General features: G+C 63.0%; 16 protein-coding genes. 7 read left to right on the top strand and 9 right to left on the bottom strand.

Features of this window, described 5'->3' with window-relative positions:
- Positions 1–113: 113 nt before the first annotated feature.
- Entirely contained in the window at positions 114–836 is a 723-nt protein-coding gene (locus PCO31010_RS25675; RefSeq protein WP_150666738.1) for a cytochrome b/b6 domain-containing protein, read from the bottom strand.
- 182 nt (positions 837–1,018) lie between these two features.
- Between PCO31010_RS25675 and PCO31010_RS25670 the strand changes: the two genes are divergently transcribed.
- Complete coding sequence (locus PCO31010_RS25670; RefSeq protein WP_150666737.1) at positions 1,019–3,163, top strand: LTA synthase family protein; 2,145 nt, start codon at positions 1,019–1,021, stop codon at positions 3,161–3,163.
- A gap of 67 nt (positions 3,164–3,230) precedes the next feature.
- Here PCO31010_RS25670 and secF read toward each other — a convergent pair whose 3' ends face one another.
- The 5 genes from secF to queA form a co-directional block, all read right to left on the bottom strand.
- On the bottom strand, positions 3,231–4,208 hold the full coding sequence (gene secF, locus PCO31010_RS25665) for a protein translocase subunit SecF (RefSeq protein ID WP_150666736.1): 978 nt from the start codon (positions 4,206–4,208) through the stop codon (positions 3,231–3,233).
- A gap of 24 nt (positions 4,209–4,232) precedes the next feature.
- Positions 4,233–6,125 carry a protein translocase subunit SecD gene (gene secD, locus PCO31010_RS25660; protein WP_150666735.1) on the bottom strand — a complete coding sequence of 631 codons (1,893 nt, stop codon included), beginning with the start codon at positions 6,123–6,125 and terminating at the stop codon, positions 4,233–4,235.
- Between the two features lie 135 nt (positions 6,126–6,260).
- Complete coding sequence (gene yajC, locus PCO31010_RS25655) at positions 6,261–6,590, bottom strand: preprotein translocase subunit YajC (RefSeq protein WP_150575699.1); 330 nt, start codon at positions 6,588–6,590, stop codon at positions 6,261–6,263.
- Positions 6,591–6,764: 174 nt separating this feature from the next.
- Positions 6,765–7,895 (bottom strand): tRNA guanosine(34) transglycosylase Tgt, encoded by a 1,131-nt coding sequence (gene tgt, locus PCO31010_RS25650; RefSeq protein ID WP_039396307.1) that lies wholly within the window; start codon positions 7,893–7,895, stop codon positions 6,765–6,767.
- 138 nt (positions 7,896–8,033) lie between these two features.
- Positions 8,034–9,116 (bottom strand): tRNA preQ1(34) S-adenosylmethionine ribosyltransferase-isomerase QueA, encoded by a 1,083-nt coding sequence (gene queA, locus PCO31010_RS25645; protein WP_150666734.1) that lies wholly within the window; start codon positions 9,114–9,116, stop codon positions 8,034–8,036.
- A 75-nt stretch (positions 9,117–9,191) separates the two neighbouring features.
- Here queA and recG point away from each other — a divergent pair, with 75 nt between their 5' ends.
- From recG to PCO31010_RS25630, 3 genes are all read left to right on the top strand, one after another.
- Positions 9,192–11,453, top strand: a complete 2,262-nt coding sequence (gene recG / locus PCO31010_RS25640) for an ATP-dependent DNA helicase RecG (protein WP_150666733.1) — start codon at positions 9,192–9,194, stop codon at positions 11,451–11,453.
- 154 nt (positions 11,454–11,607) lie between these two features.
- A complete protein-coding gene (locus PCO31010_RS25635) occupies positions 11,608–12,552 on the top strand; it encodes a LysR substrate-binding domain-containing protein (protein WP_039396318.1) in 945 nt (314 codons plus the stop codon).
- A gap of 419 nt (positions 12,553–12,971) precedes the next feature.
- On the top strand, positions 12,972–14,420 hold the full coding sequence (locus PCO31010_RS25630; RefSeq protein WP_150666732.1) for a catalase: 1,449 nt from the start codon (positions 12,972–12,974) through the stop codon (positions 14,418–14,420).
- Between the two features lie 109 nt (positions 14,421–14,529).
- Here the strand turns inward: PCO31010_RS25630 and PCO31010_RS25625 are convergent, their stop codons facing one another.
- Positions 14,530–15,210, bottom strand: coding sequence for a thiamine phosphate synthase (locus tag PCO31010_RS25625; protein WP_150666731.1), 681 nt, complete (start codon positions 15,208–15,210; stop codon positions 14,530–14,532).
- Positions 15,211–15,412: 202 nt separating this feature from the next.
- On the opposite strand from PCO31010_RS25625, the gene PCO31010_RS25620 reads away from it, so the two are divergent.
- The gene (locus PCO31010_RS25620) at positions 15,413–15,910 is read left to right on the top strand and encodes a Dps family protein (protein ID WP_150666730.1); all 498 of its coding nucleotides are present in this window, start codon (positions 15,413–15,415) and stop codon (positions 15,908–15,910) included.
- A gap of 110 nt (positions 15,911–16,020) precedes the next feature.
- On the opposite strand, the gene PCO31010_RS25615 is transcribed toward PCO31010_RS25620, so the two are convergent.
- Positions 16,021–17,544: a hypothetical protein gene (locus tag PCO31010_RS25615; protein ID WP_150666729.1), complete on the bottom strand. Its 1,524-nt coding sequence runs from the start codon at positions 17,542–17,544 to the stop codon at positions 16,021–16,023.
- A gap of 167 nt (positions 17,545–17,711) precedes the next feature.
- Here PCO31010_RS25615 and PCO31010_RS25610 point away from each other — a divergent pair, with 167 nt between their 5' ends.
- Positions 17,712–18,509 (top strand): YdcF family protein, encoded by a 798-nt coding sequence (locus PCO31010_RS25610; RefSeq protein ID WP_150666728.1) that lies wholly within the window; start codon positions 17,712–17,714, stop codon positions 18,507–18,509.
- Positions 18,510–18,607: 98 nt separating this feature from the next.
- A complete protein-coding gene (locus PCO31010_RS25605) occupies positions 18,608–19,015 on the top strand; it encodes a GlcG/HbpS family heme-binding protein (protein WP_150666727.1) in 408 nt (135 codons plus the stop codon).
- A gap of 463 nt (positions 19,016–19,478) precedes the next feature.
- Here PCO31010_RS25605 and hemP read toward each other — a convergent pair whose 3' ends face one another.
- Positions 19,479–19,733, bottom strand: a complete 255-nt coding sequence (hemP, locus tag PCO31010_RS25600; RefSeq protein ID WP_150666726.1) for a hemin uptake protein HemP — start codon at positions 19,731–19,733, stop codon at positions 19,479–19,481.
- Positions 19,734–19,798: the final 65 nt, after the last annotated feature.

The raw sequence follows: 19,798 nt of genomic DNA, 5'->3' as shown, positions 1-19,798 counted from the left end.
TGAAATACAAAACGCCCGATGCGGTGCATCGGGCGTTTTAACCTGAAATAACTGTCAACCTATTTCAGGACTTGACAGGGAGACGCCGACATCGGTCGGCCATTGGCGCGTCGTCAATATGACGGCAACGCCGCCACCGCCGGTGTGAGATTCACGATGCGGTACACGAGCGCCGACGCCAGCACGATGAGCACCAGCGCGCCCATGCGCACACGCCAGTCGTCACGTGCCGGGCGCACGGGGCCAGGCAGCGTCTTGTCGCCGAGAATCATCGGCCGGACCAGATCCTTCTTACGTGCGATGCGGTAATAGGCAATGGCCAGCACATGCAATGCCACCAGCGCGATCAGCACCCACTGATTGCGCAGATGCCAGCCGGTGAGCATGTCGCTCGTATCCTTGTCGATGAACTTGACGAGCGGCCCGTCGTTGAAGATGTCGTCGTTCGAGAACAGGCCCAGCGCGACCTGAATGCCGAAGAACAACAGCATGGCGATGACCGACAGGCCGCCGAGTGGGGTGTGTCCGGCGAAGCGCGCCTGCATGGCCGACGCGTCCGACGTGCTTGACGTGCTTGACGTGCTTGACGTGTCGCGCAGCGAGCGAAAGAACGTGCGCGGTCCGGTCAGGAACGCCGAGAAACGTGCATAGCGCGGACCGGCGATGCCCCAGATCACACGGAAGATCAGCAACGCGAGCACGGCATAGCCGCACCAGAAGTGATAGATCATCGCGTTGCCACCCGTCTTGGCGGTGACGTAGGCGGCGACGGCCAGCACCACGAACGACCAGTGGAACAATCGCGTCGGCAAGTCCCATATGCGGATCGGCTTCATCGGCGTGAAAATTCGTAAATTGCGAATTCCGCGAGATTACCGCAAGCCCGTGGCGCGTGCACGTTCGACAGGGGGCACGCACGTTGTGAAACCACCCGCATCGGGAGCCTGATATTCGCTGTCAGGCTGGCAGCCATCTCCACGCAGGTCCCGTTTGTGCTCGCGCAAAGGGCCGTCCAGCCATGACTCCCACGTCTGCCGACATCCCGGCGGCGACGCTCGCCTCGTCAGCCGCTCCCCGACTCCCCTGCTTACTACGCCTATGCGCGGTCGTCATGCTCGCGACGTGGCTTGGCAATCTGCTGATCCGTGGTTTCGGCGTCATGGCGCTCACGCCAGACGCGCAGCACGCCGTCGTCACCACGAGTGCGCATGAATGGATGCTCTGGCTCTGGTACGGCGCGCGCTACGACGCCCTGCTGAGCAGTTGGGGAATGTTGGTGTGGCTGCTGCCGCTGGCGATCGGACGGGCGATGTTGGCGTCGACACCTGCCATGCGGGCGACATTTGTCGCAGGCGTCGTGCTCTGGTTTGTCATGGTGAATGCAGCGGGGCTGACGGAACACTACTACCTGCGCTACTTCGGTGTGCCGTTCGGCTCTCAGATCTTCAGCATTTTCGACGACGATGTCGGCATCGCCATGAACGCCGCAGCGCGTCTGCTTCCTGTGGGCACGGCGTTGCTGTGCGCGTTAGGGCTCGCGCTCATGCAGACGTGGTGCACCCTGCGCTTGACGCTAGTCCCGCAGCGACGGGCAACGTGGCGCGACGCAACCGTGCAGATCGCTGTGGTTGCGACGCTGTTGTTTACCGCCTGTGGCAAGCCTGCTGCGCGGCTGACAACGCAGGAGGGGGTCAGCGTGGCGCGACGTCCGATCCTCGACGACCTGCTCGTCAACACGCCCGTGCGGCTTTACCTTGCGTTCCGGCAAAGGCGGGAAGCGCCCGGGCAGGCAGACAGTCCGAAACGTGCGCTGAAGTCGCACGGCTTCGACGATGCCGCTGCGCTTGCCCGCGCCTTGCGCGTTGAAGGCCCAGGCGACGAGGTTGATGGCGGTGATGAGGGTAAGGGAAGCGGTGATACGCATGTGTACGACCCGACAGCGGCCCTTCAGCGCGCTGCGTGGCATCGCACGCCGCCCAACGCGATGTTGGAGGCGCATCCGCCGCATGTCATCTTCGGATTGATGGAAGGGTGGGGCGGCTACGGCCTGTCGCTCGACGCCGACGGGTTTCCCATCGCAGGCGCGATGCGCAGACATCTGGATGCCGGATGGTGGTTCCGGCACGCCGTCGCGGCACGCTCCGATACGATCTCCACGCTTGAACATCTTCTGATCAATAGCGGTAGCCCGTCGTTGATGCTGACGGACAGTGCGGTGCCGGTGTCCTTCACGTCCGCCGCCGTCCGACCGTTTCAGCAAAAGGGGTATCGAACGGTATTCGTCTACGGCGGCGCACGTACGTGGCGGCATATCGACCGTGTCATGCGTCAGCAAGGGTTTGACGACGTGATCACGCAGGCCGATATCGTCGCGCGCTATCCACAAGCCGACACCGGCACTTACGGTGTGTACGACGGCTATCTCTGGCGCTATGTGCACGACATGCTGGAGGACGCCGACGCGCGCGGTCAACCGTTGTTCGTCTTCGCGCTGACGATGAGCAACCACTGGCCTTTCAACGTGCCCGACGATGCGGCGACCGGCCCGTTCGACCTGACGAGGGGATGGCGCGCCTCACCCGCCAACGCTGCCGAGCGGGACGAACGTCAGCGCGGCGTGCGCGCTTATCGCTACGCGATGGATGCACTCGGCGACTTCATCGACCGTCTGAAATACTCACCGATGCGTTCGCGCACGATTCTGGTGGCGACGGGCGATCATCGTGCGCCGCAATGGCGCGATCTCGATAACGCGTCGCTCTCGCCGTTCGAGCGCTATCACGTGCCGATCTATTTCCGCGTGCCGCGTGCGTATGAGCCGATCGGGCCGCTGCGGCTGGACGACTTCGTCGGCCATCGCGACATCTTCCCCACGCTCTATCATCTCGCCCTTTCGGACGCGCCTTACGTGGGGTTCGGTGAACCGCTGTTCGGTGTGGTGCCGACGGCACGTCGCTATGCGGTGGCCCAACAGCGCTATCTGTTCTCCACGGCAGGGGCGCAGGATCTGCGCAGTGGCGTGCGCTATACCCACGGAGAAGGCGGCGACGCCGATTTGCTCGGGCAGCAAGCCGCACACGCCAACACGTCGCTCGCGCTGTCGGAATGGTTTGGGGAGATGCAACGACTGACGAGGCCTGCGCCCGCTGCTTCAAAGGAATAGCGTCCTGGCGACGGACGAAAAAAAACCGCCGGACATGCCGGCGGCTTTTTCGTGAGCGACGCGTGAATCAGACACGTGCGCCGAAGTTCGGATCGTTGCGATCCAGCCCTTCTTCGTCATCCTTGCTGCCATGCTTGATGAGGTCTTCGCGCTTCACGCCGAACCACATCGCAAGCGCTGCGGCCACGAACACCGACGAGTAGATACCGAACAGAATACCCACGGTCAGGGCGAGTGCGAAGTAGTGCAGCGTCTGGCCGCCGAAGAAGAACATCGACAGCACCATCATTTCCGTACTCGCGTGCGTAATGATGGTCCGCGACATCGTCGTCGTAATGGCGTGGTCGATGACTTCCTGCACCGTCGCCTTGCGCATCTTGCGGAACGTCTCGCGAATCCGGTCGAAGATAACGACCGATTCGTTCACCGAGTAGCCCAGCACCGCCAACACCCCCGCGAGCACCGCTAGCGAGAACTCCCACTGGAAGAACGCGAAGAAGCCGAGAATGATCACCACGTCGTGCAAGTTGGCGATCACGCCCGCTACGGCGAATTTCCATTCGAAGCGGAACGACAGGTAGATGATGATGCCGACGACCACGAAGGTCAGCGCCAGCAGACCGTCCGTGAACAGCTCATGCCCGATCTGCGGACCGACGAATTCCACGCGACGCAGCGACACGTCGGGGGCGTCGGCCTTGAGCGCGGTCATCACGGCATCGCTTTGCTGCGCGCTGGTGACCTGCTTGCCGTCCGGACTGTTCTGAATCGGCAGACGGATCATCACGTCGCGCGAGGTGCCGAAGCTCTGCACCTGCACGTCGCGATAGCCGAGCTTGCCGACTTCGCCACGGATCTTCTCGAGATCGGCCGCCTGCGTGTAGGCCACTTCCATGACCGTACCGCCGGTGAACTCGATCGACAGGTGCAAGCCCCGCGTGAGCAGGAAGAACACCGCCGCCACGAACGTGAGCGCCGAGACGATGTTGAAGATCAGGGCATGCCGCATGAACGGCACGTCTTTCTTGATGCGGAAAAATTCCATGACTGTTTCCTCTCGCGCCTGCGGTTATTGCTCGCCTGCGTCGGGTGCGTTCGTCGCACCGTCCGGGCGCCAGACCTGACCGATCGCCAGCGACTTGAGCTTGCGACGGCCGCCGTACCACAGGTTGACCAGACCGCGCGAGAAGAACACGGCGGAGAACATCGAGGTCAGAATACCCAGGCAGTGCACCACAGCGAACGCGCGCACCGGGCCCGAACCGAAGGCCAGCAGCGCCAGACCGGCGATGAGCGTGGTCACGTTCGAATCCAGAATCGTCGCCCAGGCGTGTTCGAAGCCCAGCGAAATCGCCTTCTGGGCCGACGCACCACCGCGCAACTCTTCACGGATACGTTCGTTGATCAGCACGTTCGCGTCGATGGCCATACCGAGCGTGAGCGCGATAGCGGCAATACCCGGCAGCGTGAGCGTGGCTTGCATCAACGAGAGCGCGGCCACGAGCAGCAGCAGGTTGAACATCAGTGCGATGACCGAGAACACGCCGAACAGCATGTAATACGCCATCATGAACACGGCGATGGCGAGGAAGCCATACATCACCGAGTCGACACCCTTATGGATGTTGTCGGCACCGAGGCTCGGGCCAATCGTACGTTCTTCGATGATTTCCATCGGTGCGGCGAGCGAACCGGCGCGCAGCAGCAGCGCCAGATCGTTCGCGCCCTGTGCCGAACCCATGCCGGTGATCTGGAAGCTTTGGCCCAGTTCGCCGCGGATGGTCGCCACCGTCAGCACTTCGCCCTTGCCCTTCTCGAACAGCACGATGGCCATCGGCTTGCCGATGTTGTCGCGCGAGACGTCGCGCAGCACACGGCCACCGGCGGCGTCGAGCTTGATGTTGACCGACGGTTGCTGGTGATCGTCGAAACCGGCCGAGGCGCTCGTGATGCGGTCGCCGCTGAAGATCACCTGACGCTTGAGCAGGACCGGCGCACCGTTGCCGTGCAGGAACAGTTCGTCCTGCGGCGGCACCGGCGTGTCGGCCGACACGATGCGCGGGGCATCCGGGTCAGCCAGACGTGCTTCGAGCGTCGCCGTACGTCCGATGATGTCCTTGGCCTTGGCGGTGTCCTGCACGCCGGGCAGCTGCACGACGATGCGGTCCGGACCTTCCTGCTGAATCACCGGTTCGGCCACGCCGAGTTCGTTCACCCGGTTATGCAGCGTGACGATGTTCTGCTTGACGGCGTTGTCCTGCACTGCGCGGCGGGCGGCCTCCGTGAACGCACCCACGACCTTGAACGCGCCGTTCGCAGCGGGCTGCGTGGTGTAGGAGAGGTCGGGCAGGCCATCGCTCAGCGCGCTGCGGGCGCGCTCGGCGTCCGCCTGCGAGCTGAAGGCGGCTTCGATGCCGGTGTCCGTGCGCGTCACGCCGTTGTGGCGGATGTTCTTGTCACGCAGCAGCGTACGGGCGTCAGCGGCAGACGCATCCAGACGCTTGGTGATGGCACCGGCCATGTCGACTTGCAGCAGGAAGTGCACACCGCCACGCAAGTCGAGACCGAGGTACATCGGCAGCGCGTGGATTTTGGAGAGCCATTCCGGCGAGGCCGAGAGCAGGTTGAGTGCGACGACGAAGGTCGGATCGGTCGCGTCCGTGTTCAGCGACGTCTGGAGCAGATCCTTGGCGCGCAGCTGCGTGTCGGTATCGGCAAAGCGGATACGCACGCTCGGGTTGTTGCCCGTGCTGTCGAACACCGCGCCGGTATAGGCGATGTTCTGTGCCTTGAGCGCGTCTTCGGCGCGCGAGAGCGTCGAGGGATCGACCTTGACGGTCGCCTTGACGCTGGAAATCTGTACCGCCGGTGTTTCACCGAACAGGTTCGGCAGCGTGTAGAGCACCCCGATGGCAAGAGCCACCAGAATGACGATGTACTTCCAGAGAGGATAGCGATTCATAGCAGCGGGCTAGGGTGATGCCTCGTGGCAAACCGTGCTTCAGACCGTCTTGCATGGCAACGCAGGACGTATGGACCGGCGTCGCCATGCACTGCGGCCGCCGGTAAGGGCGGCCGCGTGCGGTGGTGCAAACGATCAGAGCGCCTTGATGGTGCCCTTCGGCAGCAACGTGGTGATAGCGCCCTTCTGCACGTTGATCTCGACATTGTCGGCGATTTCAACGGTCACGAAGGTTTCGCCGACCTTCGAGATACGACCGGCCAGGCCACCCGAGGTCACGACTTCGTCGCCCTTGGCGAGTGCTGCCAGCATGTTGCGGGTCTCTTTCTGACGCTTCATCTGCGGACGGATCATGATGAAGTACAGCACCACGAACATCAGCACGAGCGGCAGGAAGCTCGTCAGGTTGCCCAGGGGGCTGGCGCTGGCGCCAGCGGTCTGCGCGAAGGCTTCGGAAATCAGCACGTTCGGTTCTCCTTATGTAAGACGTGTAAAAGCCGCGTGTGGCCGGTCTCAGGACACGCGCGGCGTGTGTTTCGGTGCGAGGATGCAGCATCCAAGCCCGGCATTTTACCACTGCCCGACCCCGTTCCCGGGGGATTCGGTGGCCGAGCCAAACGCCTCGACGCACCAGCCACGTTACTGCACGCCGCGGGCGCGATCGGCCTTGAATTTGGCGACGAACGCGTCGAATTGGTGCGCTTCGATGGCATCCCGGATTTCCTGCATCAGCGTGAGATAGTAATGCAGGTTATGGATGGTGTTGAGCCGCGCGCCCAGAATCTCCCCGGCTCGCTGCAAGTGGTGCAGATAGGCGCGCGAGAAGTTTCGACAGGCGTAACAGCCGCAAGTTTCGTCCAGCGGGCGCGTATCGGTCTTGTGCGACGCATTGCGGATCTTCAGATCGCCGAAACGCGTGAACAGCCAGCCATTACGCGCATTGCGGGTGGGCATCACGCAGTCGAACATGTCGACGCCGGCGGCCACACCGGCCACCAGATCTTCCGGCGTGCCCACGCCCATCAGGTAGTGGGGCTTGTTTGCGGGCAGACGCGGCGCCACGTGCTCCAGCACACGCATCATGTCTTCCTTCGGCTCGCCGACCGACAGCCCGCCGATGGCGTAGCCGTGGAAGTCCAGTTCCGACAGCCCGGCGAGCGATTCGTCGCGCAAATGCTCGTACATGCCGCCCTGAACGATGCCGAACAGCGCGTTCGGGTTCTCAAGACGGTTGAATTCGTCGATGGAGCGTTTGGCCCAGCGCAGCGACATGCGCATGGACTGGCCGGCCTCGACTTCCGTGGCCGGACGGCCGTCGATCTCGTACGGCGTGCATTCGTCGAACTGCATGACGATGTCCGAATTGAGCACGTGCTGGATCTGCATCGAGATCTCTGGCGAGAGGAAGAGGCGGTCGCCGTTCACGGGCGACGCAAATTTCACGCCTTCTTCGCTGATCTTGCGCAGATCGCCGAGGCTGAACACCTGAAAACCGCCCGAATCCGTGAGAATCGGACGATCCCAGCCCATGAAGCGGTGCAGGCCACCGTGCGCGGCAATCGTCTCCAGTCCCGGGCGCAGCCAGAGGTGGAAGGTATTGCCGAGGATGATCTGGGCGTTGTTCTCGACGAGTTCGACCGGCGACATCGCCTTGACCGAGCCGTAGGTGCCGACGGGCATGAAGATGGGCGTCTCGACCACACCGTGGTTGAGCGTGACGCGCCCCCGGCGGGCTTGCCCGTCGGTGGTAATGAGTTCGAACTTGAGCATGTGTCGTGCGCCCCGGCACCACCGGCAAAACAAGCCGGCGCCCGCGCGGGACGTGAAAAAAGCGGCCAGCGCCCCATGCGTGGCCAAGGCGGTATTGTACTTGGTCGGACGGCCTTGGACGCCAAGGCCGTCCGGGATTCAGGCGGCAGCCTTCGGGGTGTCCTGAATCTCTACGCGCGAGAGGATCATCGCGTCGCCATAGCTGAAGAAGCGATAACGCTGCTCGATGGCGTGGCGATAGGCCGCGCGGATCGTCTCCATGCCCGAGAACGCCGACACGAGCATGAGCAGCGTGGACTTGGGCAGGTGGAAGTTGGTCACGAGCCGGTCGACCAGTTGGAAGCGGTAACCCGGCGTGATGAAGATGTCCGTCTCGGCGCTGCCGGCGCGCAGCGTGCCCGGTGCGCCTCCGGCGGCGAGCGTGGCCTGCGCGCCCGATTCCAGCGCGCGCATCGACGTCGTGCCGACGGCGATCACGCGGCCGCCGCGTGCACGGGTGGCGGCGATGGCGTCGACCAGTGCGGGCGTGATCTCATACCACTCCGAGTGCATCTTGTGTTCGCCGATGTTGTCCACGCGCACCGGCTGGAACGTGCCCGCACCCACGTGCAGGGTCAGCGTGGCGCGTTGGACGCCGAGGGCGTCGAGACGGGCGAAGAGGGCGTCGTCGAAGTGCAGACCGGCCGTCGGCGCGGCCACGGCACCCGGATTGCGGGCGTAGACGGTCTGGTAACGGGTCTCGTCGGCGGCGTCGGCATCGTGTTCGATGTACGGCGGCAGCGGCAGACGGCCGTAGGTTTCCAGCAGCGTGTAGCAGTCTTCGGGGAAGTGCAGCGTGTAGAACGGCTCGACGCGCTCACCGACGGTGACGTCGAAGGCATCCGCCAGATGCAGGACGGTGCCGGGCGCGGGGCTCTTGCTGGCGCGAATTTGTGCCAGCACGGTGCGGTTGTCGATCACGCGCTCGACGAGCACCTCGATCTTGCCGCCGCTGGCCTTCTGGCCGAACAGGCGCGCCTTGATGACGCGCGTGTCGTTGAACACGAGCAGGTCGCCGGGGGCGAGTAGGCTGGGCAGATCGGCGAAGCTGCGGTCGTACAGGTGCGGCGGCGTGACGCTGCCGTCGACCTCCAGCAAGCGGCTGGCGGTACGCTCGGTGAGCGCGGTCTGCGCGATCAGTTCGGGCGGCAGGTCGAAATCGAAATCGGAAAGGGTATACATCAGCGTTTACAATGCGTAGCAACCGACATTTTACTTGGTTCGGCGGAATGCCTCCGAACTCCCAATCGCGACTGCATGACCGAACGCAGAATGCCCGCCACCGCGCCTGACGACGCCTCCGCCGACCTCGTGGACCTTGCCGATGCTGCTGCAAGCGCGCAGGCCGACGCCGACGCCCGTCCTGCGGGGAAAGCAACGAAAGCGGCGAAGCGCGCCACCAAAACCAGTAAGTCCGCCAAGTCCGCCAAGTCCGCGAAAGACGCCAAGCCCGCCGCAAAGAAAGCGGCCGGCAGCGCCGACAAGCTCGCCAAGCTGGGCCTCAAGCGCGACATCGATCTGATCCTGCATCTGCCGATGCGTTACGAGGACGAAACCACGCTGCGCAAGATCGGCGAAGTGCTGCCGAGCGAGCTTGCGCAGGTCGAAGGCGTGGTCACAGCGAGCGACGTCGCTTACCGTCCGCGACGTCAGTGGGTCGTACGCATCGCCGACGAAGGCCATGAGCTGGTGCTGCGTTTTCTGAATTTTTACGGCAGTCAGCAAAAACAGCTCGCCATCGGCACGCGGGTGCGCGTGCGTGGCGAAGTGCGCGGCGGGTTCTTCGGTCTGGAGATGGTCCACCCAGCCTACCGCGTGGTACAGGACGCCGCCGCGCCGCTGCCCGAGTCGCTGACGCCGGTCTATCCGAGCGCCGCCGGCCTGTCGCAGGCCTACCTGCGTAAAGCGATCCACAACGCGATGGATCGAACGCCGCTGCCCGAACTGCTGCCGCCGGGCTTGCTGCAAGACGCCATCGGTCCTGACCATCCATTGCCTGCATTGGCCGACGCCGTGCATTTGCTGCACGCGCCACCGCCGAACGTGTCGGAGACGGCGCTCATGGAGCGTTCGCATCCTGCGTGGTTACGCATCAAGTGCGAGGAATTGCTCGCGCAACAACTCTCACTCAAACGGGCGCAGGCGGCACGTCGCCGGTTGCGTGCCCCGTCGCTGGGTGAGCACATCAAAGGCGGTTTGCTCGAACGTTTCGAAGCCGCACTGCCGTTCAAACTGACGGGCGCGCAGCAGCGCGTCTGGGCGGAGATCCGCGCCGATCTGGCCGAAGCGCATCCGATGCAGCGTCTGCTGCAAGGCGACGTCGGCAGCGGCAAGACGATCATCGCCGCACTCGCCGCCGCACAAGCCATCGACGCCGGCTTTCAGGCTGCGATCATGGCGCCGACCGAAATCCTCGCCGAGCAGCATCTGCGCAAGCTCTCGGCGTGGCTCACGCCGCTGGGTGTGGAAGTCGCGTGGCTCGCGGGCAGCATGAAGGCGAAGGAAAAGCGCGAAGCGCTGGCACGCGTGGCCAGCGGCGAAGCGCAGCTCGTCATCGGTACGCACGCCATCATTCAGGACACAGTCACGTTCGCGCGTCTCGGCATGGCGGTCGTCGACGAACAGCACCGCTTCGGTGTCGCGCAACGGCTTGCGCTACGCAGCAAGATGCAGACCGCTGGCATGGGCCCGAACGCCATGCCCCATCAGTTGATGATGAGCGCCACGCCGATCCCGCGCACGCTCGCCATGACGTACTACGCCGATCTCGACGTCTCCGTCATCGACGAACTGCCGCCCGGTCGTAGCCCCGTCGTGACGAAGCTCATCAGCGACACGCGCCGCCCGGAAGTGATCGACCGGGTGCGCGCGGCGGCGCTGGCGGGGCGTCAGGTGTATTGGGTCTGTCCGCTGATCGAGGAGAGCGAGGCACTGCAGTTGCAGACGGCTGTCGATACGCACGCGCAACTGGTAGCGGCGTTGCCGGAGTTGCGGGTGGGGTTGGTGCATGGACGTCTGTCGCCTGCGGAGAAGGCCGCCGTGATGGAGGACTTCACGCGCGGCGACACGCATTTGCTGGTAGCGACGACCGTCATCGAAGTGGGCGTGGATGTCCCCAACGCGTCACTCATGGTGATCGAACACGCCGAGCGCTTCGGTCTCGCGCAATTGCACCAACTGCGTGGACGCGTCGGTCGCGGCTCCGCCGAATCGGTCTGTTTGCTGATGTACGCCTCGCCGCTGTCGATGGGCGCAAAAGCCCGTTTGCAGACGATGCGCGAAACCACCGACGGCTTCATCATCGCCCGACGCGATCTGGAAATCCGTGGCCCCGGCGAGTTTCTCGGCGCACGTCAGTCGGGCGCGGCCATGCTGCGCTTCGTCGATCTCAACGAGGACGCCTGGATGATTCCGGGCGCGCAGGAAGCTGCCGATGCGCTGCTGAAGTCGCATCCGGGTGCGGTCGCCGCGCATCTGGAGCGATGGCTCGGCGCGCGTGAAGACTATCTGAAAGCCTGACGGCCACGAGGCGTGGCAGCCGCAGCGTGTGACGTTCACGGGAAGGACGTCGCCCGCGCGCGGTCGAAAACGGGCAATTGCCGCTCGATTGTGCTATAAAAAACAAAATCTATCGATTTCATCGGTTCGATTAATTTACACAGGTTAGGACGACATGACCCTCACGGAACTCAAGTACATCGTGGCGGTGGCACGTGAACGCCATTTCGGTCGCGCGGCGGAAGCCTGTTTCGTCAGCCAGCCGACGCTCTCGGTGGCCATCAAGAAGCTCGAAGACGAGCTGAACGTTCAGATTTTCGAGCGCGGCGCGGCGGAAGTCAGCGTGACGCCGCTCGGCGAGCAGATCGTGGCGCAGGCACAGCGCGTGCTCGAACAAACCATCGCCATCAAGGAAATCGCCAAGCAGGGACGCGACCCGCTCGCCGGTCCGCTGCGTCTTGGAGTGATCTACACGATCGGACCGTATCTGCTGCCGGCACTCGTCAAACAGATGATCGAGACCACGCCGCAGATGCCGCTGATGCTGCAGGAGAACTACACGCTCAAGCTCATCGAGTTGCTCAAGCAAGGCGAAATCGACGCCGCCATCATGGCGCTGCCGTTCCCGGAGAGCGGCCTGATGGTGCGCCCGCTCTATGACGAGCCGTTCGTTGTGGCGCTGCCGCGCTCGCACCCGTGGGCGGGCCGCGAGCGTATCGATGCGGGCGACCTCAAGCAAGAAACGATGCTGCTGCTCGGCAGCGGCCATTGCTTTCGCGATCACGTGCTGGGCGTGTGCCCGGAACTGATGCGCTTCTCGCAGAACGCCGACGGCATCCAGAAGACGTTCGAAGGCTCGTCGCTCGAAACGATTCGCCATATGGTTGCGAGCGGCGTGGGCATTACGGTGTTACCGAAGACGTCCGTGCCCGAAAAGCAGGCGCCGGACAGCCTGCTGAGCTATGTGCCGTTCTCGGCGCCGGTGCCGGACCGTCGCGTCGTGCTCGCGTGGCGCAAGAGCTTCACGCGTCTGCCAGCCATCGAGGCGGTGGCGCAGGCGATCGCCAAGTGCGATCTGCCGGGCATCATCCCGCTCGATCTGCCCGCGACGTCCAACTAACGTCTGACGGCTCGCACCCAGGACCGGACACTTCCGGCCGGTCCTCATCTTCCGCTGTATCCCGATGTATCCCGCTGCAAAGCCCTACGCCGCTGCCTCGTGCCGCGGCGTATTGCTTTTACCTATGACATACATAAAAACGATTAATTCGACCGTTTTAATATAAATAATTAATCTACACCCACGCGCTTGAAACCGGGCCACACAGACAAGCCTGAGCCGTCAGGCGCGAATCCCTACCGTACAAAGACGCATTCGAGGTGCCCGCAATGACCCAACTCAAGGCCTATTTGCACGACATCGAAACCACGCTGGAACACGTACTTGCCGACTTCGCCCTGATGGGTGCCTAAGTGGCTCAAGTTTCGCAAGTCGCAAGCCATCGTCCGATCACGAATCAGGAAACAGGAGAGCGTCAAATGTCCGACAAGATGAAACTCACGACCGCCGCAGGCGCGCCGGTCACCGACAACCAGAACACGCAAACGGCCGGCCCGCGCGGCCCGGCCTTGTTGCAAGACGTCTGGCTGATCGAAAAGCTCGCACACTTCGACCGTGAAGTGATTCCGGAGCGTCGCGTGCACGCGAAGGGCTCGGGCGCGTTCGGCAAGCTGACCATCACGCACGACATCACGAAGTACACCCGTGCCCGCGTGTTCGAATCTGTCGGCAAGGAAACGCCGGTGTTCCTGCGTTTTTCGACCGTGGCGGGTGAGCGCGGTGCGGCTGACGCCGAGCGCGACGTACGCGGCTTCTCGCTGAAGTTCTATACCGACGAAGGCAACTGGGATCTCGTGGGCAACAACACACCCGTGTTCTTCATTCGCGACGCGCTCAAGTTCCCCGACTTCATCCACACGCAAAAACGCGATCCGAAGACCAACATGCGCAGCCCCACGGCCGCCTGGGATTTCTGGTCGCGCTCGCCCGAGTCGCTGCATCAGGTCACCATCCTGATGAGCGATCGCGGTATTCCGAAGAACTATCGTCAGCAGCACGGCTTCGGCTCGCACACGTTCAGCTTCATCAACGCGGCGAACGAACGGTTCTGGGTGAAGTTCCACTTCAAGTCGATGCAGGGCGTGGAGAATCTGACGAACGCCGAAGCGGCGCAGGTCGTGGCAGACGATCGCGAAAGCCATCAGCGCGATCTGTTCGACGCCATCGAAACCGGCAACTTCCCGCGCTGGCGCATGCAGGTGCAGGTGATGCCGGAGGCGGACGCCGCCACGTATCGCTACAACCCGTTCGACATCACGAAGGTGTGGCCGCATGCGGATTACCCGCTGATCGACGTCGGCGTGCTGGAGTTGAACCGGAATCCGGAGAACTACTTTGCGGACGTGGAGCAGGCAGCGTTCAATCCGGGCAACGTGGTGCCGGGCATCAGCTTCTCGCCCGACCGCTTGTTGCAGGGGCGTCTGTTCTCGTACGGCGATACGCAGCGTTATCGCCTCGGGGTGAACCACAGTGCGATTCCCGTGAACGCGCCGAAGTGCCCGTTCCATCACAGCTTCCATCGCGATGGTGCGATGCGCGTGGACGGAAATCTGGGCAGCACGCCGAACTACGAGCCGAATCGTTACGGTGCATTTGCCGAGCAGGCCGAGTATCGCGATCCGCAGCAGGCGGTGGGTGCCGTGGCCGATCGTTTCGATCATCGCGAAGACGACGATTACTACTCGCAGCCGCGCGCCCTGTTCCGCTTGTTCGACGATGCGCAGAAGGGCCGTCTGTTCGGCAACATTGCCGCATCGATGCAAGGGGTGCCGGACGACGTTGCCGAACGCCAGATCGCGCACTTCGCCAAGATTGATCCTGCGTATGCGCAAGGCGTGATCGCCGCACGCGAGGCATTGGCGAAGTAAGGCATCACTGTTGAGGGTTCCGGCAGCGCGTCTGCCGGAGCTTCAGTCGGTGCTTCAGTCGGCGCAGCAAGGGCGCGGGGACGGGCTGACCGTCTCCGTGCTGGTATTTTCAGGCTGCGGGCCAGAAGGCGCGGATGGCGGCGATGCCATAAGCGCCAGCGTTGCGGGCGGTATTGAGTGTCTCGGCACGCATGCCGCCGAGCGCGAAGACGGGCAGTGTGGTTTGCGCGGCGAGTGCCGTGAAGGCGGGCCAGCCGAGGGGCGTCGCTTCCGGATGCGTGGCGGTGGCCAGCACCGGTGACAGCGTCACGAAGTCCAGTCCCAGATGCGAAGCCTGCGCCAGTTGCGCGGCGTTGTGACAGGCGGCGCTCATCAGTTTCCAGCCTGCCGGACGCGACTCGCAGGCCATGAGGCGTTCGCTCGTCAGATGCCAGCCATCGGCTTGCGGCATCGTGCCGGCGTGCATGCCCTGGGGAGCGTCGAGCCAACGGTCGGCCACATCGTGCGGCGGATTCAGAATGAGTTGCGCCCCGGCCGCGTGAGTGAGCGCCAACGCGCTTTCCGCCAGCGCGCGGTAACCGTCGGCATCGAGCGAACGGTTGCGCAGCTGGACAAGACGAGTGCCGCGCGCGAGCGCCTGCGCGAGTTGCGAGGCGAAGGCGGCGATCTGTGAGCGCGACGCGACATCGGGCGTCACCAGAAGCTGGCGGGGCAGAAGCGGCTCGGCGGGAGGCGCGGCGTCTTGAGCGACGGCGTTTGCGTGCGACGTTCCGGTGAGACGTATGGGCATCGACGGGAGGTTGGCAGCAGGCGCGGCTGACTTATTCGGATAGGGCGCAGTGTAACCGGAATGACGTGACGAACGTCCTGAGGAAAATACGGAGATCGATGCCGGTCACCGTCGAGTCTTTTTATTCAGTGCCGCTTCCGACGTTTCTTCAGACGTTTCTTCCGGCGTTTTCGGAAGACGGCACAGCAAACGGAGTCAAATCATGGCAAAGAAAAACAATGCGAGCCTGGTGGCGAGCGTGAACATCGGTATCAGCGACAAGGATCGCAAGCGCATCGTAGAGGGTTTGAGCCATCTGCTGGCAGACACTTACACGTTGTATCTGAAGACACACAACTTCCACTGGAACGTGACGGGTCCGATGTTCAACACGCTGCATCTGATGTTCGAGGGGCAGTACAACGAACTCGCGCTGGCGGTGGATCAGATCGCAGAGCGTATCCGTGCGCTTGGCTACCCGGCACCGGGCACGTACAAGGAATTTGCGAAGCTGTCATCGATTCCCGAGGCAGAAGGCGTGCCTGCGGCCGAAGAGATGATTCGTCAGCTGGTCGAAGGGCAGGAAGCCGTGACGCGCACCGCGCGTGGCATCTTCCCTATCGTCGACGCGGCCTCGGACGAGCCGACCGCCGACCTGCTCACGCAGCGCATGCAACTGCACGAAAAGAACGCGTGGATGCTGAGAAGTTTGCTGGCGTAAGTGTGCGCTGAGCGAGGTTTAGGCGCGTAGTCTGCACGCCCGGCGGGTCTGTCTTCGGACCCGTCGGGCGTTTTGACTTATGGGGGCCGCGCTTGTGCGGCTATTGCGGGCTATTGCGCGGCTTTTGCGGTGCCCGTCACTGCGGTGCTCGCTGTTTTTTTACGCATCAGCGCATTGAGCCAGAGCATCGCCACCACAATGCAGATCCCCTGCGCGACGTACGGAAACCATTCCATCCAGAGGCCGTAGTGCATGAAGTAAGTGGCCGTCAGCGCGTCCGACTTGGGCGGCGTGCCGATGGGTTCCCAAGGGAGCCGGTTCAGTGGCAACCAGAACTGTGCCGTCAGCAGAACGAGCGCGCCGAACAGGGTGGCAAACCGGCGGCCGACATCGAGCTCACGCAGGATGAAGAGCCCGCCGATGATGCAGAACGGCCACGAGAGCGTGAGAAACCGCGGCTCGTTTGCCAGACCGAGGGGCAAGGACAGCGCGACGGACACTGCAATACCGGGCCCCAACGTGGACAGTGCACGACTGGCCGACGTCCAGCGCAGCATGAGGATCAGGAACATCGGCCCCCAGAAGACGCCGAGCGTGACGAACGGCAACAGGAATTTGCCGGCGGGCGGCAGCAACATAAATTCGAGGAGCGCGCGAATGCCCGACGGGGGCTGGAGTGCCGGGTTCGAAATGAGCTTGAGGATCACATAGGGAACGACACCCGCCGCGACGGCGAGAACGACGCGATAGAGCGACACCGCCCGCCACAGGGTGCCGACGGACCATTGCCGCACGCACATCACGAGCAGAGTCAGACTGGCTGCCGCCATCAACAGGACCGACGGGATACCCGTGACGAATGCCGACCAGGTGCAGGTCACCGTCGGCCCGCCGAACCACGTCGTGATCACGTCCGGGACGTTGCAGCGGAGCGGGGCATCGGGGTATTGGTTCGACAGCCAGGCGTACACGGCACCACACGCAGCCATCACGACGGCCAGACCGCACCACAAATAAAGCGTGTACGGGCGTTTGGCGACGCGCGACGCAACGTTGGCGACCGGTGCCTGAGCGCCCGCCCGGGGAAGGAGGATCAGGCAAGCGCCGACGACGGTCGCGAACGGCCACACAAAGGCACCGACCACCGTGGTGACCAGAATTGCGAACGGGCGGGACGAAATGTAGAAGCGCAGCAGCAGTACCGAAATCAGCAGCGCGGTGATGTCGGTCAGCACCGGATAGTAGAAGCCTTGCTTTGCCGCTTCGTACGAAAAGAACAGGCTCAGGAAGCCGAACCAGCGCCAACGGGATTCGAGTCCGACCGAAGTCATCAGGCCGTGCCACAGCCAGCACGTGAGTAGCAGCAGCGCGAGGTTGTAAATCTCGAACGCGTGAATGATGTTGATCGAAGGGGCCAGCGAGGCACCTGCGAGCAACATCAGCGCGCGCACCACAAACAGCGGCGCTACCCGCTGAGCGTAGTAAGTGTTGAGTTCGCCGAGATGGATCATCTCGGGCAGACGTCTGACCATTTCGGCATAGCGCGCGCCGTCCCAACCCAGCCCTTCGTTAAGAAGAATCTTCTCGCCGAAGAAGAAATTGAAGAGCCCGAAAGCCAGTACGATGGCCAGCATCGGCCACGCGGATTCCAAGAATTTTTGTTGACGCATGTCTTGCGAGTCTGAGTTGTTGACGTCGGGAGCCAGCATTCTGGCACACGGCCGAGAACACACGCGGTTTCATTCCGAAGAAATCATAGAGATAAGGTGCACTTGCAAGGCCGGTCCAGTACACTGGTCGGATGCCCTTCGATTGGCTCGCCCGAAATCTCCTCGTCAGCCTCTTCCTGCCGCCTGCCAATGTGCTGGTGCTGGCCGCTATGGCGCTCGTCTGCTGGCGCCGCTTTCCGCGAAGCGGTAAGGCATTGGCGATTGCTGCGGCGCTGGCGCTCTGGTTGCAGGCCACGCCGTGGTTCGGTAACCGCCTGTCGCATTCCCTGGACGTGGCCCCTGTGCTCGACATCAAGACGATCGACGCGGCGCGCTCGTCGTCTGCTTCCGACGAGGCGGCAACGCTGCCACAAGCGGTCGTGATTCTCGGCGGCGGCGTGAGCCTCGGTGCAACCGAGTTCGGTCGGCGCGACGGTGCGGATCTGCATCCCAGTGCGTTGGCTCGTGTGCGTTACGGCGCATTCCTGGCGCGTCATGCGCAGTTGCCCGTACTCGTCTCCGGCGGTGCGCCGTCGGGCTATCCGGTGTCCGAAGGGCAACTGATGGCAAACGTTCTTCAGGAGGAATTCGGCGTACCGGTACGCTGGATCGAAGGACAATCACTGAACACGGCGCAAAACGCCATTTTCAGCGCGCGCATGCTGACCAACGTCGGTGTGACGCGCGTGTATCTGGTCACGAACGCCTGGCATATGCGCCGTGCACGCGACCAGTTCGTGCGTGCTGGCCTCACGGTGGTACCCGCACCGTGCTGCGATGCCAACGCGTTGGAGCCCGACGCCGCGTCCGGCTGGTGGCCAACGCTCGACGGCTTGCGCACCACGCGTGTGTCGCTGCGCGAGTGGATGGCGCTGAGTGTGGGACATTGAGCGGTCGTCGCTGGCGGAAACAAATAAAGACAATGATGATTCGGAGCTTTGCCGTCGTGCGGGCTCCATGACTTGCCAACCCTAAACGAGAGAGACGTATGAAGACGAAAGCTGTCCTGAGCGTTGAAGACGTGCAGAAGATCAACGCGGCCGCCGTGGCGGAAGCCATTTCGAACGGCTGGAACGTGTGCATTACGATCGTCGACGACGGTGGCCATGCCCTGTCGCTGTATCGCATGGACGGTGCTGCCCCCAGCACGGCCATGATGTCGCTGGGCAAAGCGCAGACCTCGGCGGTCGGCCGTCGTGAGAGCGGTGCGTTCGAAGAGATGATCAACGGTGGCCGCTTCGCGTTCCTGAGCGCACCGAACACGGCCATGCTCGAGGGCGGCGTGCCTATCGTTGTCGATGGCAACGTGATCGGTGCAGTGGGTGTCTCGGGTGTGAAGTCGAACCAGGACGCGCAGATCGCCCGCGCGGGCATCGCAGCCGTCACCGGCGCGTAATTCATCCGCCTGGCATCGCGCGTCACCATGCGCTGGCGCGGCATCCGATGCCGTGACAGCGCAGAAAGCAAAAAAAGCATCGCCAATGAAAGTTGGCGATGCTTTTTTTGTACGTGAAACCCTGCGCCAAAAAAAGAAAAACCCGCTCTCGCGAACGGGTTAAAGGCTTGTCAGGCCGTATGACAAACCTGAGGCTTGGCAGGTTAGTCACGAGGAGAACATCAATGAAACCCGAGTGGATAGACAAAAAAAGCGGCTTGGCTGGCGCGCAACGCAGGTAGAGAGGGGCTTGCCGTAACTACATGGGATCGCGTTGCGTTCGCTGGCTACTGCCAAACACCTCTTAGGCGAGGTGGTCCCCACAAAACTCGGTGAAGGTGGCGGCAAGGTCGTGGTCTCGCCGCCGCCAAAATTCGTTAAAAAAGCCTGACTGCTTGACGTCTACTGCGTTGAACTCAATTGCTTACTTCGTCAGGATCAACTTGCCGTAACGCGTAGCGCGTAGCTGGTAAGTCTGGCCGTTGTGCAGGATGTTCACGCATTGCGTGCCCTGCAGCAGGTGATCGCTCGTCAGCACGCGACCGGTGGTTTGGCTGGTGGCCGGCTTTTCTGCCACCGGGCTGGCCACTTGCGTACGCGACACCGACAAGGTGCGACGCGGTGCCGTGGCGGGCGTGGTCTGGCGGGCAGTGGTGTGGCTTGCGGTCATCTCGCTCATCCGTGTGGCTGACTGTGAGATGAATCTTAAATGAGAATCATTCCCATTTATATTTGAATTTGACT

The organism is Pandoraea commovens, from assembly GCF_902459615.1.
GTDB classification, from domain to species: domain Bacteria; phylum Pseudomonadota; class Gammaproteobacteria; order Burkholderiales; family Burkholderiaceae; genus Pandoraea; species Pandoraea commovens.
The sequence above is the reverse complement of the archived record's forward strand: the minus strand, read 5'-3'. Positions and strand labels throughout refer to the sequence as shown.

Excerpts from the sequence above, each read along its gene's own strand:
- PCO31010_RS25635 (WP_039396318.1), top strand. The coding sequence starts at position 11,608 with ATGACCCTCACGGAACTCAAGTACATCGTGGCGGTGGCACGTGAACGC.
- PCO31010_RS25605 (WP_150666727.1), top strand. The coding sequence starts at position 18,608 with ATGAAGACGAAAGCTGTCCTGAGCGTTGAAGACGTGCAGAAGATCAAC.
- PCO31010_RS25610 (WP_150666728.1), top strand. The coding sequence starts at position 17,712 with ATGCCCTTCGATTGGCTCGCCCGAAATCTCCTCGTCAGCCTCTTCCTG.
- PCO31010_RS25620 (WP_150666730.1), top strand. The coding sequence starts at position 15,413 with ATGGCAAAGAAAAACAATGCGAGCCTGGTGGCGAGCGTGAACATCGGT.
- queA (WP_150666734.1), bottom strand. The coding sequence starts at position 9,116 with ATGTATACCCTTTCCGATTTCGATTTCGACCTGCCGCCCGAACTGATC.
- PCO31010_RS25615 (WP_150666729.1), bottom strand. The coding sequence starts at position 17,544 with ATGCTGGCCATCGTACTGGCTTTCGGGCTCTTCAATTTCTTCTTCGGC.
- PCO31010_RS25670 (WP_150666737.1), top strand. The coding sequence starts at position 1,019 with ATGACTCCCACGTCTGCCGACATCCCGGCGGCGACGCTCGCCTCGTCA.
- PCO31010_RS25625 (WP_150666731.1), bottom strand. The coding sequence starts at position 15,210 with ATGCCCATACGTCTCACCGGAACGTCGCACGCAAACGCCGTCGCTCAA.
- PCO31010_RS25675 (WP_150666738.1), bottom strand. The coding sequence starts at position 836 with ATGAAGCCGATCCGCATATGGGACTTGCCGACGCGATTGTTCCACTGG.
- hemP (WP_150666726.1), bottom strand. The coding sequence starts at position 19,733 with ATGAGCGAGATGACCGCAAGCCACACCACTGCCCGCCAGACCACGCCC.
- recG (WP_150666733.1), top strand. The coding sequence starts at position 9,192 with ATGACCGAACGCAGAATGCCCGCCACCGCGCCTGACGACGCCTCCGCC.
- tgt (WP_039396307.1), bottom strand. The coding sequence starts at position 7,895 with ATGCTCAAGTTCGAACTCATTACCACCGACGGGCAAGCCCGCCGGGGG.
- secF (WP_150666736.1), bottom strand. The coding sequence starts at position 4,208 with ATGGAATTTTTCCGCATCAAGAAAGACGTGCCGTTCATGCGGCATGCC.
- secD (WP_150666735.1), bottom strand. The coding sequence starts at position 6,125 with ATGAATCGCTATCCTCTCTGGAAGTACATCGTCATTCTGGTGGCTCTT.
- PCO31010_RS25630 (WP_150666732.1), top strand. The coding sequence starts at position 12,972 with ATGTCCGACAAGATGAAACTCACGACCGCCGCAGGCGCGCCGGTCACC.